The sequence below is a fragment of the Chitinophaga sp. G7 BAM 1005 genome, assembly GCF_057126945.1.
In genome coordinates this window covers 2373675-2390484 of the sequence record NZ_CP181478.1, presented here as the reverse complement: position 1 = coordinate 2390484, position 16810 = coordinate 2373675, and the positions used below count along the sequence as shown (strand labels likewise).

Annotated in this window: 12 protein-coding genes; 3 read left to right on the top strand and 9 right to left on the bottom strand. The window is 41.7% G+C overall.

What is annotated here, in order from left to right; genetic code table 11:
• Window positions 1-104: 104 nt before the first annotated feature.
• From ACMXI2_RS09530 to ACMXI2_RS09515, 4 genes are read right to left on the bottom strand one after another with little or no spacing between them, the layout of a single operon-like run.
• Complete coding sequence (locus tag ACMXI2_RS09530; RefSeq protein ID WP_298939037.1) at window positions 105-1184, bottom strand: PDDEXK nuclease domain-containing protein; 1080 nt, start codon at window positions 1182-1184, stop codon at window positions 105-107.
• A 3-nt stretch (window positions 1185-1187) separates the two neighbouring features.
• Entirely contained in the window at window positions 1188-1550 is a 363-nt protein-coding gene (locus tag ACMXI2_RS09525) for a helix-turn-helix domain-containing protein (protein ID WP_289034703.1), read from the bottom strand.
• Window positions 1551-1564: 14 nt separating this feature from the next.
• On the bottom strand, window positions 1565-1972 hold the full coding sequence (locus tag ACMXI2_RS09520) for a helix-turn-helix domain-containing protein (RefSeq protein WP_289034704.1): 408 nt from the start codon (window positions 1970-1972) through the stop codon (window positions 1565-1567).
• 13 nt (window positions 1973-1985) lie between these two features.
• Window positions 1986-2369: a helix-turn-helix domain-containing protein gene (locus tag ACMXI2_RS09515; protein ID WP_289034705.1), complete on the bottom strand. Its 384-nt coding sequence runs from the start codon at window positions 2367-2369 to the stop codon at window positions 1986-1988.
• 435 nt (window positions 2370-2804) lie between these two features.
• On the opposite strand from ACMXI2_RS09515, the gene ACMXI2_RS09510 reads away from it, so the two are divergent.
• Genes ACMXI2_RS09510 through ACMXI2_RS09500 form a run of 3 tightly spaced genes read left to right on the top strand, consistent with a single transcriptional unit; the run spans window position 2805 to window position 8712 of the window.
• Window positions 2805-4094, top strand: a complete 1290-nt coding sequence (locus tag ACMXI2_RS09510; RefSeq protein WP_339071768.1) for a TlpA family protein disulfide reductase — start codon at window positions 2805-2807, stop codon at window positions 4092-4094.
• A gap of 37 nt (window positions 4095-4131) precedes the next feature.
• Entirely contained in the window at window positions 4132-7329 is a 3198-nt protein-coding gene (locus ACMXI2_RS09505; RefSeq protein WP_483781430.1) for a SusC/RagA family TonB-linked outer membrane protein, read from the top strand.
• Between the two features lie 12 nt (window positions 7330-7341).
• The gene (locus ACMXI2_RS09500; RefSeq protein ID WP_289034709.1) at window positions 7342-8712 is read left to right on the top strand and encodes a RagB/SusD family nutrient uptake outer membrane protein; all 1371 of its coding nucleotides are present in this window, start codon (window positions 7342-7344) and stop codon (window positions 8710-8712) included.
• A gap of 59 nt (window positions 8713-8771) precedes the next feature.
• Here the strand turns inward: ACMXI2_RS09500 and ACMXI2_RS09495 are convergent, their stop codons facing one another.
• The 5 genes from ACMXI2_RS09495 to ACMXI2_RS09475 all read right to left on the bottom strand — a co-directional run bounded on the left by ACMXI2_RS09495 (window position 8772) and on the right by ACMXI2_RS09475 (window position 16799).
• Window positions 8772-9065, bottom strand: coding sequence for a hypothetical protein (locus tag ACMXI2_RS09495; protein WP_289034711.1), 294 nt, complete (start codon window positions 9063-9065; stop codon window positions 8772-8774).
• Window positions 9066-9069: 4 nt separating this feature from the next.
• A complete protein-coding gene (locus ACMXI2_RS09490; protein WP_326991508.1) occupies window positions 9070-9588 on the bottom strand; it encodes a MauE/DoxX family redox-associated membrane protein in 519 nt (172 codons plus the stop codon).
• A gap of 143 nt (window positions 9589-9731) precedes the next feature.
• Window positions 9732-10676 (bottom strand): AraC family transcriptional regulator, encoded by a 945-nt coding sequence (locus ACMXI2_RS09485; protein ID WP_298939040.1) that lies wholly within the window; start codon window positions 10674-10676, stop codon window positions 9732-9734.
• Between the two features lie 212 nt (window positions 10677-10888).
• On the bottom strand, window positions 10889-16375 hold the full coding sequence (locus ACMXI2_RS09480) for an N-6 DNA methylase (protein WP_326991509.1): 5487 nt from the start codon (window positions 16373-16375) through the stop codon (window positions 10889-10891).
• A complete protein-coding gene (locus ACMXI2_RS09475) occupies window positions 16362-16799 on the bottom strand; it encodes a DUF1896 domain-containing protein (RefSeq protein WP_298939042.1) in 438 nt (145 codons plus the stop codon). Before ACMXI2_RS09475 ends, ACMXI2_RS09480 begins: the two co-directional genes overlap by 14 nt.
• Window positions 16800-16810: the final 11 nt, after the last annotated feature.

Genomic DNA, 16810 nt, shown 5'->3' with positions numbered 1-16810 from the left:
CGTCCGGCGTGCGTTTCGTCCCTAAAAAAATCAAAGAACTAAATTTGACAAAGTAGAGTTAAATAATTTTTCCATTTTAATACGTTATCTTCCTTGATGGTTGTTTAATTTTTATCATCTTCACTGTTTTCAAACAGCTCATGTAATTTTTGCTGTAATATTTTTTTGTCCGGCAATTGTGTTTTGTACTCGGACACCATTGTTGGTGAAAGGTTGCGGCTTAGTGCATACTCCACCACTTCACTGTCTTTGTCCTTGCAAAGCAAAATACCGATGCTTGGGTTTTCATTTTGTTTTTTTACATCCCGATCCAACGCCTCCAGGTAAAAATTGAGTTGCCCTAAATGTTCCTGTTTAAACTTATCTGCTTTTAATTCAAAAGCCACCAGGCATTGCAAACCTCTATGATAAAAAAGGAGGTCAATATAAAAATCGCTGTTACCTACCTGCACTTTATATTCTTCTCCAATAAAAAGAAAATCTCTGCCCAGTTCAAGGATAAAGTTTTTCATTTGTTTTACCAGCCCCTTTTGTAAATCGCCCTCATTATGTGGTTCAGGCAGGTTCAAAAACTCAAAAACGTAGCTATCCTTCAATGTATTGGTTATATCTGCATGGGCTTCCTTTATCGTTTGCGAGAGCTTGTTGTTTCCAAGCATGGTGCGTTCAAAAAGGCTTGCGGAAATCTGCCGGTCCAGTTCTCTTACGCTATAATTTTCTTTAACGCTTACCTGAATGTAAAACTGCCTTTCTTCATCCGTTTTGCATCGGGAGAAAATAGTGCGGTGATGTGTCCAGCTCAACTGTACCAAAACAGTATTTCTGATGTCCTGCGGCTCAAATTGTGTCCCCGCCGGGGCGACAATTTTATTCTCCTCATTATCAATATGTTGTGTTTGTTGCCGCAGTGAGGCGACAAATTGTGAAGACACATAGGTTTCAAAGAACTGCACCATTCTGTAAAGCCCTGATCTGTTAAAGCCCTTCAGTTCCGGGTTGTTTTTTTGAATGAAAATTGCCAATTCTTCAACAGTCTTATCACCCCATTCGGCGGCAGACAATTTTTGCTTAATGTATGCGCCCACATTCCAGTAAAGGCTGATCAGTTCCGCATTAACAACCCTGATAGCATTTGCCCTTGACTGTTTGATTAGCCTTACAATGTCCTCAAACCTATTATCCATTGGTTAGTTATTCCTTGTCTTTGCCTGTAAGCGACTGGCCTCTTGCTTACTTTTTTTTATCTGATCTTCAATGTTCTTAATTTGATCGGCAGTACATCCCTGATACATAATATTTACTCCTTGATTTCCTTCATAGTTATTAAAATGATTTGTGAAAGCAGATTTCTCTTGGTAAGTTAGAATGTATTCAGGAGCAACTTCAAAAATTTCTGCCAATTCATATAGCCTGGACACAGACACATCAGCAACATTGTTTTCTATGTTACTATAAGCTTTTGGGGTTATTCCTAATGCTTTTGCTACCTGTTCTTTTGATAGCTTTTTTTCTTTTTCGCGGATATCACGAATATTATCTCCGATTTTCATATTTATAGAGTTTTTTAGAAATCAATATTATTTTTTTTAAGTAAAGCTTCCAATAAAGCAATTCTTTTCTGTTCACTTTCCAAAAGCTGCTGCTGTAGCTCATAAATTTTTTCCTTATTACTAAGCATACTGCCTACGCTCGTTTCAATATTCTGGTGCATAATGTTAACCCCTTTATTCTCAGGGTAATTATGGAAATAGTTATAAAACTCCTTTTTTGAAGATTTGTATGTAAGAATGTACTGGGGACTACATTCAAAAATTTCCGCAATTTGCTCCAGTTTTTTCATTGAAAGATCTGTGCGATTGTTTTCTATATTGGCGTAAGCGCGAGTTGACATATTTAACCGTTCAGCAACATAGCTTCTCTTAAAGTTTTTTTCAACTTCTCGAATCTCGCGTATGTTATCACCGATTTTCATAAATACAAGCGTTTCAAAAATCAAACTCGATATTATTTTGCCGCAAAAGTTTTTCCAGTTTGGGTATCCTGTTTAATTCTTCTGCATAAAGTTCTTTGTATGCCTGCCTAATCTTCTCCTGGTCTATTCCCTGCACATGAATATTTACACCCGAATTTCCGTTGTGATTAAAGAAGAAATTCCTAATCCCTGTAATTGGTTTATTGAGCGTAATCAAATCGGCAACTTCAAGCGATAATAAACGTGATATTGCTTCAAGCATAGAAAGTGTTATGTCCCTCTCATCCCTTTCGATAGCTTCATATTCTTCTACACTGATATTTAGCTCTTGCGCCATAAAAGTTTTTTCGATCTTTTGAGCGGTCCTTAGCTGACTAATGTTACTTCCGATTTTCATATTCCAATGCTTATTATTTTACCAAATATAGTAAAACTTCCAATATGGAACAAATTCTTCCTAATTGGTTGTACAATCCAGAGGTGCAACCTCCCGTAATCATCGGTTATTTGTATAACAACCAATAAAGATGATAAGATTGACGGACAAGTATAAACAATATTGCTGCTTTTCCATAGCTGGACAAGGCAAGCCCGTTGTTTTATTTTTCTCCCTTAAATTCAACCTTCGCACCATCATTAAAAGTCCGGTTTAAAGTAGCGATACACCTCATGGAGTATTTACTATTTATAAACCTAACTATATCACTTAATGATGAGCGTATCACTATGTAACAAGATTTTTTTTTCAATTACTTGCCGCCGTTTAGCACTGGGAACGTTTGGTAGGATTGTGAGCAGAACCGGCAAGTATTTTTTGCTACTGGTTTTTCTCATGTATGCAGCCATCCAACAGCAGAGCCACGCACAAGTGGCTTCTGCTAAGGCTGCTAACACCTTTAAACCCACCCCGCTTGCCATCGGCGACAAGATCCCCGATGAACTTTGGAACCTGCCCTTGCAAGTGGTAAACCATCCCCAGGGCAAGAAGACCATTACCCTAAGCGAGTACAAGGATAAGCTGATCATACTGGATTTTTGGGCCACCTATTGCTCACCCTGTATTAAAAACTTTCCAAAACTACATGCCTTACAAAATGAATTTGGCGACAAAATAAAAGTGCTGGCAGTAACCCAAGAGGATACAGATAAAATAACCAGGTTTTTTAAAACTGGTGCAGGTAAAGGACACACTTACGTCAATTCGGTTATTAATGATAGTTTTCTTTCTGAATACTTTCCATTTATCGGCGTTCCGCATATAGTATGGATAAACCCCGCTGGCAAATTATTAAATACTACCCGTGCGGATGAGGTAACCCATGCTAATATAAAAGCTGTTGTAGATAACGAAAATACACAAATGGTGACCAAAAAACTTATTGACCCTAATACGCCATTGTTCCTTTCCAAATACCTCATAGACGGATTACAGATACAGGCATTTTCCATTTTTACCAAAGGTGAGTATTCCGGACTTCCGGGGGGAAATGTTTTCAGAAGAACCAAAGATGGTAAAGTATATGGCAGACAAATCACCAATACCTCAATGATGAATATATATCATGCTACAGTGGACGAGCTATTTAATCGAAATGGTGAACAGTTCTCTACAAGTCGCATGATAGTGGAGGTTAAAAAACCTGCTTTTTTAAGTTTAATAAAGAAAGATAATGGCGAATATGAGAAGTCTAACCAGTATAACTATGAAATGATTGTTCCTGAAGACAAAGCCGACAGTCTATTCTATTATATGCTACAAGACCTTAACCGCTATTCGGACTATAACGGCACAATTGAGAAGCGAATGGTTGACTGTCTTGTTTTAGTTAGAACCTCTAAAAAGGACAAAATAAAAAGCAAAGGAGGAAAATCAAAGAACACTTTTCCGGCATCGCCTTCCATAATAATTAATCAAAAACTTAGTAACATGATTAATATGATTAGTGATGATACTCCTATTACGCTACCCATAGTTGACGAAACTGGCTATACCTCCAATGTGGATATCGAGGTTTCAGCGGTTACTGATTTAGCGAGTTTTAAGAAAGAATTGAACAGGTACGACCTTGACCTAATACCAGCAAAAAGAAGCCTCAATATGTTCGTGATAAAGGACAAATAACTGCTTCCATTTTTTTACGATTTAACTCAATTGATGAATGAAATTTTTTATACCTCTTATTACATTACTTATCATATCAGGCACATTGTATGCCCAACGACAAATTATGGGCAAGGTGATTAGTCGTAATGATAATATGCCTATCGAGGGAGCGAGTATTTCCTTGCAAGGGACAAATACAACAGTAAGTACCGACGGCAGGGGTTACTTTACTATACAAACAGCAAATGGAAATATCGCTGTTTTGACAATTAGCCATGTAGGTTACGAGCCATCTATGCTAACCGTGAACCTCCCGCAAACAGATACTTTAAAAATCCGTTTAAATGCCTCATCCCGTTTGTTGGACGAAGTGGAAGTAGTATCAACAGGGTATCAGAAAATACCTAAAGAGCGGGCAACAGGTTCGTTTGCTACGGTAAGCAACGAACTGTTTAACCAGCAGGTTGGTACGGACATCCTGTCCCGACTTCCAGCAATTGCTAATAGCATGGTGATGGATGCGGGCAGAAGCCAATATAGTTCCCAAATGATGATACGGGGATTGAGTACAATAAACGGACAGAAAGACCCCTTAATAATTATAGATAATTTTCCGTATGATGGAGATATTACCAATATTAACCCCAACATTGTAGAAAATATAACTATACTGAAAGATGCCTCCGCTTCCAGCATTTGGGGAGCAAGGGCGGCAAATGGCGTTATCGTTATCACCACCAAAAGCGGACGTTTTAATCAGCCGATTACCTTATCGTTTAATTCTAACCTCACTATTGGAGCAAAGCCCGATTTAGGCTATATCCGTCAGATGTCGTCCAGTGATTATATTGATATGGAGCAGGAATTGTTTAATCGAAACTTTTACAACAGTCAAATCAATTCATCGAGCCGCCCTGTAATCAGTCCGGTTGTTGACCTTTTGAATAAGGTGCGTACAGGTGCAATGACACAGGAGCAGGCACAACAGCAAATTGACGCATTTAGAAATGTAGATGCAAGAGCGCAGTTTAATGAGTATATGTATAAGCCATTAGTCAATCAGCAATACTTTTTAAGTGCGCAGGGTGGCGCAGACAAATTTTCTTGGACATCATCGGTAGGTTACGACCACAATAAAAGCAACTTAGAGGCTACTTATCAGCGTGTTAATATCCGTTTCCAAAATACCTATCGTCCTATTAAACTACTTTCCCTTACTACGGGTTTGTATTATTCACAAACTCAAAATAAGTCAGGTCGGTATGGGTACAATAATGTATCTATGAAAAGCAGTGCCTTTGTGCCTTATATGCTAATGGCGGATGCAAACGGGAATGCGCTGCCAGTAGCAAAGAACTATAATCAAAGCTATGTCCAAAATCTCGGTGACGGAAAGTTGCTTGACTGGAATTACTACCCGCTTACAGATTGGCAGCACCAAACATCAAATAGCAACGTATCCGATGTATTGGCAACGGCTAATCTCGAATATCGAATTATTAAAGGGCTGAACGCAACTGTAAACTATCAATATGAAAGACAATTTGGACTAAGTACCAATTTGGCTGATGAAAATAGTTTTATGGCAAGGGACTATATCAATCGCTTTTCCCAAATCGTAAACGGAAGCGTCATTTACATTGTTCCCAATGGTGATATTTTGGACAAAACCAATAGTGTTTTAAATGCAAATAATTTACGAGGACAATTAAACTTTGATAATACATACGGTAAACACAATATAACTGCCTTAATTGGAGGTGAAAAACGGTCGGCTCATACACAATCAAATCAAGAACGTTATTATGGCTACAACCCTAATAATTTAACTACGGGTAATGTGGACTATACAAATACATATCCAAGCATTATTAATGGTGGGGCAGACTATATTCAAAGAGGTCAATATCTCGGTGAAACAAGTACAAGATTTATGTCCTACTTCGCCAATGCTGCCTATACATTTGACAATAGGTATGTGATTTCAGCAAGCGCCCGCCGGGATGCCAGCAACCTTTTCGGCTTAAAAACTAACGACCAATGGAACCCTTTTTGGTCGGCGGGCATTGCATGGAAACTTTCAAACGAAAAGTTTTATAAGGTTGATTTTTTGCCTTATCTCAACCTCCGGGCAACCTACGGCTTTAGTGGCAATATTGACCCCGCTATGGTTGCAGTAAACACGATTAGATTTCTTCCAAATACATCCTTTTTTACTGGTACTCCGTACGCAAGTTTTAATAATTACTACAACCCATTATTAAAATGGGAAACCTCCAAGATGTTGAACCTTGCGGTAGATTTTCGTTTGCGAAATGAACGTTTGACAGGTTCAATAGAGTATTATCACAAAAAAGGTATTAATCTTTTTGGTATGGCTCCAATGGATTACACCACAGGAGTTGACCCCTATATGTTGCGAAATGTAGCCAGCATGAAAGGAAACGGTTGGGATATACAGTTAAGAAGTGTAAATATAGACCGTTCATTTAAGTGGAGTACCATACTGAATTTCAGTCTATATAAAGATGAAATAGTTGATTATTATTTAGAAAGGACATTGGCACAAGAATATGTCAATGTTTCTTCGCCACCCATATCCGGTGTTAATGGAAAGCCTGTATATGCTATCTATGCCTATCAATGGGCTGGACTTGACCCCAATACAGGTGAAGCACAAGGATACCTTAATGGTGAGGTAAGCAAGGACTATTACAGCATTATTGGTACTGAAACTAAAGTAGAAGATTTAAAATATTTTGGTTCTGCTATTCCAACAAAATTCGGTTCGTTAATCAATGCAGTATCTTATAAAAATATCAGCTTACAATTAGGTGTTTCATTCAAATTCGGGTATTGGTTCAGGCGCAATTCTATTAATTACACACACCTGTTTAACAGTTGGCGGGGACATTCAGATTATGCGCTACGTTGGCTGAAGCCCGGGGATGAAGCATATACAGATGTTCCTGTAAATCAGTATAGAACTAACTATAACAGAGATGCCTTTTATAGTGGTTCCAGTGTGCTGGTAGAAAAGGGCGACCATATCCGGCTCCAGTATATTAACCTTGCTTATGATTTTAAATTGTCAGCAAAGGGGATTAAGGGATTGCAATTATTTTTTAATGCAAATAATCTTGGGATATTATGGAAAGCCAATAACGCAGGCATTGACCCTGACTTTAGCTTAGGTTATAATATTCTTAAAACACCTGCAAATTATTCACTTGGTCTTAAAGCCAAATTATAAAAGAATATTACAATGAAAAAGAACACTCCAATATTAGCGTTGATGCTATTGCTAATAATACTTTCTTCGGGATGTAAAAAGTTTCTTGAAGAAAAATCAGATGATAAACTGGCTATACCTACAACTTTAAAAGATTTTCAAGCCTTAGTTAATAATTGGGAAACTCTTAATTCTAATTTTTGCTCGGCAGGCGAAGCCAGTACCATTGACTATTTTTTGAAAGATGAGGATTACGATGGTTTTTATTATGAAAGCGATAAAAGATTGTACACATGGCAGCCAGACTTTGTTACAAAACCATTGTCATCGGCGGGTGATGAATGGTACTATTGTTACAGTGCAATTTATGTTTGCAACTCCGTTCTAAAAGGCATTGAAGATAATTATTTGACCGGAAATATAGCGGACAACCTAAAGGGTCAAGCGCTGGTTTTTAGGGCATCCCGCTTTTTGGACGCCGTACTGATATGGGCGCCAGTTTATTATAAACAAACTGCCAATACAGATTTAGGAATGGTGCTACGCTTAGACCCCGATATGAATATTCCGTCGGTGAGGTCGTCCGTACAAGAAACCTATGACCGGATATTGAAAGACCTCAACGATGCACTTCCTTTATTACCAAATACAAGTGCTGCCGCAACGTTACCAACTAAAGCAGCAGCCTACGGATTATTAGCAAGAACACATTTGATTATGGGAAATTATGCCGATGCTTTGGAAAACGCTGAAAAGGCATTTGCGTTTAATAGTCAACTCATAGACTTTAATGGGTTAGACCCCAATGCAGATTTCCCTATTCCCTCAATAAATCAATTAAGTTCAGAAGTTATCTTTCAAACAAGCATGTTTCCTACCGACCTAAATAATCTTGATATGGCGAGAATATCACCTGCTCTTTATGACCTTTATAATGATAGAGATTTAAGAAAGACTATATATTTCAGAAAGGGCGATGATGGAGATTATAGGTTTAAAGGTACGCACATGGGATATGCAGGACTTATTACAGGTATTACGACAAATGAATTGCTCTTGATTATTGCTGAATGTAATGCCCGACTGGATAAACTTGCTGATGCTGCAAATGCTCTTAATAAATTACTGATAAAACGATGGGATGTTGCTCAATTTACGCCTTACTCGTTTACAAATAAAGACACAGCGCTGAATACCATTTTAGCTGAAAGAAGAAAGGAATTGGTGTTTCGTGGGCTTCGTTGGTCTGATATTAAGCGGTTGAACCGGGACGGATTTAATATAACATTGACACGGACTGTTAACGGGCAAACCATAACATTACCACCAAATGATTTACGCTATGCCATTGCTATTCCCGAGACTATAATAGAAGTGGGTGGGATACAGCAAAATCCAAGATAACTATAATACACAAAGGGGCTAAAAATGCCCACTTTGTGTATTTAATTATACCCGAAAAATTAATTTCGCTTGCTATCAACAATACTTAATACCTGCGGATTGGTTTTGCCAGCTAATTTGCTTTCCAAATCTGCTTCGTCTTCGGCAGTTATTTGGCAAGGTTTCGCCGTCCCTACACAATTCGTAGGTGAAGTTCCGGGTTCCCAATTGTCAGGGTTCGCAAATGCTCCGGCAGCCGTACTTTCACTTGCATAATGAAAGGTTGAAGCTGTACCTGCCATCTTAAATGACATGGTAACTGCCGCAATCGCTAAAGCAACTACCATAAACAGGTTTAATTTTAATTTTTTCATCTTCTTAAAATTTAGAAGTTAAAGAATATTGTTTAATATGTCTTTTGGCCGACCCGCCCTTGGCAGCTTCGCTTCCCGCGTCACCGCTTCGTAATTTGCGCCACAGATAAAGTCCTGATAGGCTCAGGAACAAAAAGAATAGATTGAAAAGGAAATGCCGCTCCCAGCTCATGCCACTAATGACCGATCCGCAGCCGCAGGGCAGTTTTTTCCAGGCTCCTAAAAGCGCAATGCCCACATATCCGGTAAAGGCCGTCATCAGCATTGTGGAGAGGATCAGGCCGACTTTGCGCCAGCCTTCGTAGATCAGGCAAATGATAGTAGCACATTCCAATACAGGTAATGTATAGATCAGCACATTGCCCAAGCTGTCTGAAAAGGGTTGATTGTAAATGCCGCTTTTAAAGGTTTCAAAGTCAGTCAGCTTATCAATAGCTACGGGTATCCATAGGGCCAACAAAGCGAGCATTATGATCTTAAATGCAATCTTGCTTCTTTTCTGATATTTGAGGGCTTTATCCATTTCCTTTGTCGTTAGCATGGTTTTCACCATCTTGTTAAGACAAAGTTCATCAATGCGCTCAGCGTTGGAAAGTCAAAATCGGTAAAAATTGAGCAAATTTGTGTAAGAAATTTTCCGATTTTGACAATTTGCGGGAAATTGTGTTACCGGCGTTTGAGGTACCGTTCCAGGGCGGAGCGAAAGGTGCGTTCATCGGTATATCCCACTTCCATATAAACATCTTTTATGCCAATACCTTTTTGCTGCATAAGGAGCAGCGCATGGCCCATGCGTAACTCGGTATAAAACTCCTGCACGCTCATGTTATATTGCCGCTTAAAAACGTTTAGGAGCGTACGCTCGGTGAGGAAAAAATAATCTGTAAGAAATTTTACGCTCAGTCCCGCATCGCAATAGTGTTCCTCTATATACGCTTTGATCTTATAAGCCAGGTCGCCGTTCTGCTCCCGGATCACCTGGTCGTAATGCTCCAGCAGGTAACTAATGTACTTGCGCAGGTTACCGTCTATAGCACCAATATTAGCCTGCGAGTAGCTGTAAATCTTATATAACCATCGGTGGATCTTCCGATCCATCCGGCATTGATACATGGTATCATAAGTCTTGTTCTCATTTTTAAAACGATGCAGGATGTCTTTCAGATTATCGTATTCCTGGTACATGCTTTCGATCCATTCCGGAAGGATACTTACTACAAATGCTATATGCATTCCTTGCGGGGCATAAGCAAAATAGTGTCCAATGTCATAATAGGACATCAAAAAAGTATTAGGCTGAGTGCGTATAATGGGCCGGTAATCACCTGTTGTGTACAGCAACCTGCCCTTGAGCATAAAGTACAGGTACAATTGCCTGTCGTTAATATCGAAAGGGATATAAGCAGGTTCTTTTGCGTTGATCTGAACCAGGTCTATAAAAAACGGCTCCTGGTTTAACTGCTGGCTTATCAGCTCTATTTGTGGTTGCTTAAAGTAACGTCGTTCCAGGGCAAAATGCAACGGGTATTTGCACCAGTCGGGAAGTTGGGAATACTGATGCAATGGTATTAAGTTCTCATCTTCAAATTTTAAAAAGTAAGGTATTTTCATAGGCTACCTGGTTTCTCTATGTCTTGTATAATATTCTACTCCAGTCACTGCTACATTCCATTTGTTATCAACGTGTTCTCATTATCGCATGGAGTGAAACAGGCATTACAAATTTTAAACATTGTTAGGAATAAAAAACCCAAGTTGGGAAAGATTGAGCACGCTTTTTTAGGATTTGAATTGGTATTCGGCAAAAAATCCATTGATTATCATTACAATACACTACGAGGTAAATGAGCGCCTTTGACGTAAACGGTCGGTTCTGAATTGTCTGAAACCGGTGTTTGCTCTTCAACCTGATCCGTTGTTTTGCCTTCAGACTCCGGCTTTATAGATAACTGTATTTTTCTATCCACTGCGGCCAGTTCTGTTTTCAATTCTGCCAGTGCATTTTCTTTTTTCCAAGCACCGTTGACTACTTCCTGAAGCACGGGCAGGTCTTTCTGCAATCCGGCAATTTTCTTTTGTTCCTGCTCTACAATACCCGGTATTTTTTCAAGCGCATTGAGGAAGTTTAACGATGCAGTTTTCGCATCGGTCGCCATCCGGCCATTGTTATAGGTGTATTTGATACCGCCTTCACCTTGAACAAAGAAACGATTGTCCCTTTCGAGGGTTGTACTGTCATTTTCTGAAACCTCTGTTTTCACCAGTAATGTAAAGCCATACAACGAGCCGATTTCCTCATACTGCCCGCCTGTACGGGCTTTTTCCGAAAGCTGGTTGAGTTTTGCGCCTATCTGCTTAATATCAGCATTGGGCGGTAAACCTGTTAACTGTACCGGGTTGAGTATATCACCATCTTTGTTTTTCTCTATCCGTTTTTGCAGGTTTTCCCAATCAAGTGTCATCCGATCCAATCGTGCTTGTGTACTTTCCAATGTGGCCGTAATATCTTCCAGCTTATATTTGGAAGAAAACTTGGCGCGATTGAATGCCTGCCGCTCACTTTCCAGACCGGCGATCTGCTTTTCCAACTTGGCTTTTTCCAGCAGATCTGTATTGCCCGAAAGTATGGCTACATATTCCGAGAAATTCATACCCGTTTTTTCATCCATTGCGCCTTCATCAATGGTACGTTTGCCCAGACTGTTGGTTTTTAGCTGGTCGATAAATACCTGCTTATTGTACAGGGTATTGAATTTATAGCTGTCCAGCGATTTTTCTACCGCATAAATGAAAATATCTACTTTGTTGTCGGCAAAGAACTTCGCAATTTCATTACCCTTACGGATCGCCCTGCCATCCCGCTGTGCAAGATCGCTTGGCCTCCAGGGAATATCCAGGTGGTGAACAGCTACGGCACGCTTTTGCGCATTAACCCCCGTACCGAGCATTTCGGTGGAACCGAACAGTACCCTGATCTTTCCTTCATTAACTGCCTGTATAAGTTCCTTGCGCTGCTTTTCATTTTTCGCTTCCTGTATAAATCGTATTTCGTGTGCAGGGATGCCGTGGTCCTGCACCAGCTTACGCTTAATTTCGGAATAGACATTCCACTCACCGGGCTTATAGGTGCCGAGGTCGGAGAAAACGAACTGTGTTCCTTTTTGTGCATGGAACCGGTTATAATATTTGGCAATATTAGCCGCACAATGCGATGCCTTGTTATCAGGATGGTCGCCATACTTTCGGCTGATCATCCGCATATCCAGCGACATCTTTCGCGCGTAGTCCGTTGCGATCAGCATTTTTGCTTTTTCTTCGCTTTCGCTTAACGGAGGTCTGCCCAACAGTTCTGCATTACCGGTTTTGGCAAACTCCATCAGTTTTTTGATAAAGACCTCCTGATCCGGCGTAGGCGGTATGTGGTATAATACCTCGTTCTTTTCGGGCCGGTCAATACCAATATCCTTTGCCGTACGGTAATCCGTTATTTCTGAATAGAACTGCGCCAGCTCCGGCACTTTGATAAAAAAGCGAAAACGTTCTTTTGATACGATATTATTGGCGACCGAAAACTCGTAATCCGTCGTTTTTCGGGCGTAAATGGCTGCCCAGGCATCAAAACAGGAAATGCCCTGTTTTTCCATTGCCTGCGGGCGCAGGTATTTAAACAGCAGGTACAGCTCTGTAAGCGAATTGCTGATGGTGGTTCCCGAAAGAAAGGTAGCACCAAGATCTTTGCCGGTGCGCTCCTGTATGGTACGGATGGCAAACAGCAGGTTCATAGCCTTCTGGCTGCCGGCCATATTGCCCAACCCGGCCACACGCTCATGCCTGGTATTAAACATGAGGTTTTTAAAACGGTGGCTTTCGTCCACAAATACATGGTCAATGCCCATCATTTTGAAGTCCACTACATCATCCTTGCGGTTTTCGATGTCGTGCTCCAATGTTTTGAGCTTCACCTCCAGGTTTTGTTTACGCAGCACAACACCCTTCAGCATTGCCCGCGAAACCTCCTTGCCCTGTGCCTTCAGTGCATCGAGGTTTTCCTCTACGCTATCCAGTTCCGCTTGTAGTATCTCTTTTTGTAATTCGGGTGATTGGGGTATCATACCAAATTGATCATGGGTTAATATGATACAGTCCCAATCATTGTTTTTGATATCACCGAAGATGCGCAGCCGCTTTTGCGGTGTAAAATCTTCCTTGCCGGGATATAATATTTTGGCATGGGGATAAGCTTTTCGGTAGGTTTCAGCGATCTCGTGCACATTGGCTTTTAAGCCGATGATCATCGGCTTATGGGCCAAGCCCAGCCGCTTCATTTCCTGTGCAGCCGTACACATGATAAGCGTTTTACCGGCACCTACTTCGTGGTCGCAGATGGCTCCGCCGTTGAGCTTGATCATCCATACAGCATCCTTCTGGCTGGGATAAAGGTCTTCGATGCCGAGCGCCCTACGATCCAGCCCCGGAAAATTCTGGTGGCTGCCGTTATATTGCGGACGGACGAAACAGTTAAAGGTATCATTGTACCTGTCGGTAAGGCGTTGTTTGAACTCATCGTTCTGCGCATGGAGCCAATCCGTAAATGCTTTGCGCATCTCGTCGATCTTGGTATTCGCCATTTGAATGGCTTCCATGTCCCGCACCTTTACTTCCCTGTCACCTATTGTCTCTTTTCTGGTGATATCAGGCGTGGTATTGACCAGTGCATGTTTAAATAAAGCAATGCCATCATAGGTACGGCTTTGTGATTTGATGGCATATTTTTCTGTGATGTGAATGTTCCTGCTATCACAATGGATAGAAAAATCATCCGTGTTTTCGGTATAGTGAATGCGTACCTCGGTATCGAACAGGTGTGATGCAAAGCGGTTATAGATGCCGGTAGGTATCCAGCGTTCACCGAGGTTAAAATCCAGCTCTTCAAATTCAATGCGGCGGGGCCTGGCCTCTTCAAGTGCTTTAAGGCTTTCGGCAACTTCTTTATCATCCGGTTGGCTGGAAAGGTATTCCCGCACTTTTCCTGCTTTCTCAACCACATTGCCCGATACCCATTTTTCAGCGATCTCGTATTCCTTCTCCAGTGGGTTGTAAAAGATCCGGCCATGCAGGGCATTCTTCAGGTCTTCTTTGGACATCCCGCTGATCCCCGCCATATAGTTGATATGAACAGCCCCGTATTTGTTAAGCGATGCAGTTAATGCTTCATCGGGATTGTCGGTAGCAAGCGTTGCGGTGGAGAAACTGACAGGCCGGTGGAATATATCTGCTTTATGTACCACACCGCCTACCACACGCTCCAGGTACGGCATTTCTTTTCCTGCGCTATCGGTTTTAATCACCTTGATATTATCGGCGCTGTTCAGGTTGCCGTACCTTTTCACAAAAGCATCATAGAGGTTATTCAGTGTTTCCCTTTCTGCCTTATGTTCGGCCCGAAGCGTCGCTTCATTGTTATAAAGATGCTGATAAGCATCCCTTAGCTGTATATAGGCTTCTGTTCTTGCTTTTTGAAGTGGGGTCAACGGTAAAGGATGGAAAATTGCGGAGCCTTTAGACGTATTAATATTTCTTAGATAGCCTACATAGCCATTTTCCGTTGCAAGGCAGTCATCCTTATGGAATGCCTGCACTTCGCCGTTATACGGAGCCGGATCGGTAGTTGCTTTTGATTCGGTAACCTGCTCAACTGGTTTTGTTTTTTCCAGCTCGCCGTCATTATTTACATTGATAGCGGAAAAAAGATCTCCCTGTCCGGCGGGAATGCCGTTCGCCTTTGGTGATGACGCGGCTGTATGATTGGACGGTTTTGCCGCCCGCACAGGAATGTTATCAAACAGCCCCGGTTGCCTTCTTTGTACAGTCCTTTTAACCGTAATTTTCCTTTTTGTGGTTGTGACAGGAGCAGCTACAACGCTGACCTGCGGCGCACCGCCAAAAAGATCGAACAGGCTTAATTGTACCTGCTCCTGTGGCGCTGCATCATTGGCTGTAATTATCGTATTTCCCTGTAGCTGATCTGATGCACGGTTGCCTGTCGCAGATGAATGAACAGGTGTATCAGGCGCTTGCATTCTTTGGGTAACAATGCCAGTAGCTGGCGGTTGAGGTGCTGGTGCCATTCCTGGCTGCACAACGGGCTTATCGGGTAAAATTCCTTTGTAGAGATTCAGGTCCAGATGATTCCTGAAATCTTCGCTCAGAATTTCCTTTGCATCCTTTGCAATACCACTAACGCCTCCGTTATGGACAAACATGGTATAAGGTTTACCATACAGATCGGTTGATTCGATGATCTCATTGAAAACAACACGGTCAGTGTACAATACCAGCGCATTGGTGTGGGTATTGTTCTTTGTTTCCAACGAGCGGCAAAAATCCTTTTCCATTTCAGACAATACCTGCTTGCCTGTGTTTTTCTGAAGAACGATGAGATCGCTGCCTACTTCGGTTCCCGCATGATCGGTAAAGAGGTTGTTGGGCAGCCTTACTACCGAAATGAGGTTATGCTCCCTCATCAGCGCTTCCCGGATAGGCTGGTTGGCAGGGCTATCCAATACACCTTGCGAGGTAATGAAAGCCAGGATGCCACCATTCCGGAGCGCATCGGTTCCCTTTAGGAAAAAGTAGTTGTGAATGCTGCGGGCAGCCTGAACCCTTGCCGGATCTTTTCCCTTCGAATACGAAAGGTCAAAAACTGAACTGGTGCCAAAAGGAATATTGCTGGCAACTACATCGTAATGGTTCAGTTCGCTTTCAGGCAGCTCTTCAAACCCCTTAATTCGGATTTCCCTGTCCGGATAGAGTTGCTCCAGCATCTTACCTGTAAGCAGATCTTTCTCATAAGCCGTAACATGGACGATTCCTTTATTAGCAAAGGGATCGACAAATGCACCAACGCCCGCAGACGGTTCGAGAAAATTGCGGATTTCTATACCGTTTTCTGTCAGTACATCTGAAAGTGTATGGATGATTTCCGGTGGGGTATAAAAGGCGGACAGTACCGAGCCTCGCATACTGTCCACATACCGCTTGTATTGTTTTTCATCACCGGCATTTTCTTTGAGCACCCGGTGCAGCTCCCTTGTCATTTCAAACAGTCCCCGGTCATATTCCGCCCATTGCTTTATATCTGTGGGGTTTTCTACGGGATTCAACACGAATTTGAGACCGCCAAATCCGCTATATTGCTTCATTAGCAGCCGTTCTCCCTGGGTAGCGTTGCGTTTCTCCTTTTCCAGTTTAAAAGCTATTTGCAGGGCATCAATATTCCATTGGAGATGTTGACGCTTACTGAAGGCCATTTTCCTCGATCCAGATTGCTATGGTTCCCGTTATTTCCGTGTAGAGCAGGCCGTATGCTTCGCTGTAAGCAAAATCATCCGTCAGTTCGTAGTTTGCGAACAGCGAACTGCATACAGGTAACATCTTTAAGGCAAAAGGGCGTAGTTCTTCATCCGCCATAATCGTATCGAACTCATTACACACCACCTGGAATATGGTGTCAAACCGGGAGAAGTGCAGTCCTTCAAATAATATGTAATCAGCAATATGGTCGCATTGCTCAATCGCATTTCCCGACCGGAAGGCACCCTCGTAGGCATTGGCTGCCCAACTGGAGCGTTGCTTAATGAATTTCTGGTCGTGTGCCTTTTCGGGAAAGCTGGTGTACAGTAACTCCTGAAGCCTGAGTGTAAAATAGGAGAGATCTTTTTGCGGTGTATCCATACAGATTTTAT

Bases quoted from the DNA above. Each gene is read 5' to 3' on its own strand.
- ACMXI2_RS09500 (WP_289034709.1), top strand. From the start codon at position 7,342: ATGAAAAAGAACACTCCAATATTAGCGTTGATGCTATTGCTAATAATA.
- ACMXI2_RS09480 (WP_326991509.1), bottom strand. From the start codon at position 16,375: ATGGCCTTCAGTAAGCGTCAACATCTCCAATGGAATATTGATGCCCTG.
- ACMXI2_RS09475 (WP_298939042.1), bottom strand. From the start codon at position 16,799: ATGGATACACCGCAAAAAGATCTCTCCTATTTTACACTCAGGCTTCAG.
- ACMXI2_RS09515 (WP_289034705.1), bottom strand. From the start codon at position 2,369: ATGAAAATCGGAAGTAACATTAGTCAGCTAAGGACCGCTCAAAAGATC.
- ACMXI2_RS09485 (WP_298939040.1), bottom strand. From the start codon at position 10,676: ATGAAAATACCTTACTTTTTAAAATTTGAAGATGAGAACTTAATACCA.
- ACMXI2_RS09530 (WP_298939037.1), bottom strand. From the start codon at position 1,184: ATGGATAATAGGTTTGAGGACATTGTAAGGCTAATCAAACAGTCAAGG.
- ACMXI2_RS09490 (WP_326991508.1), bottom strand. From the start codon at position 9,588: ATGGATAAAGCCCTCAAATATCAGAAAAGAAGCAAGATTGCATTTAAG.
- ACMXI2_RS09495 (WP_289034711.1), bottom strand. From the start codon at position 9,065: ATGAAAAAATTAAAATTAAACCTGTTTATGGTAGTTGCTTTAGCGATT.
- ACMXI2_RS09505 (WP_483781430.1), top strand. From the start codon at position 4,132: ATGAAATTTTTTATACCTCTTATTACATTACTTATCATATCAGGCACA.
- ACMXI2_RS09510 (WP_339071768.1), top strand. From the start codon at position 2,805: ATGTATGCAGCCATCCAACAGCAGAGCCACGCACAAGTGGCTTCTGCT.
- ACMXI2_RS09525 (WP_289034703.1), bottom strand. From the start codon at position 1,550: ATGAAAATCGGAGATAATATTCGTGATATCCGCGAAAAAGAAAAAAAG.
- ACMXI2_RS09520 (WP_289034704.1), bottom strand. From the start codon at position 1,972: ATGAAAATCGGTGATAACATACGCGAGATTCGAGAAGTTGAAAAAAAC.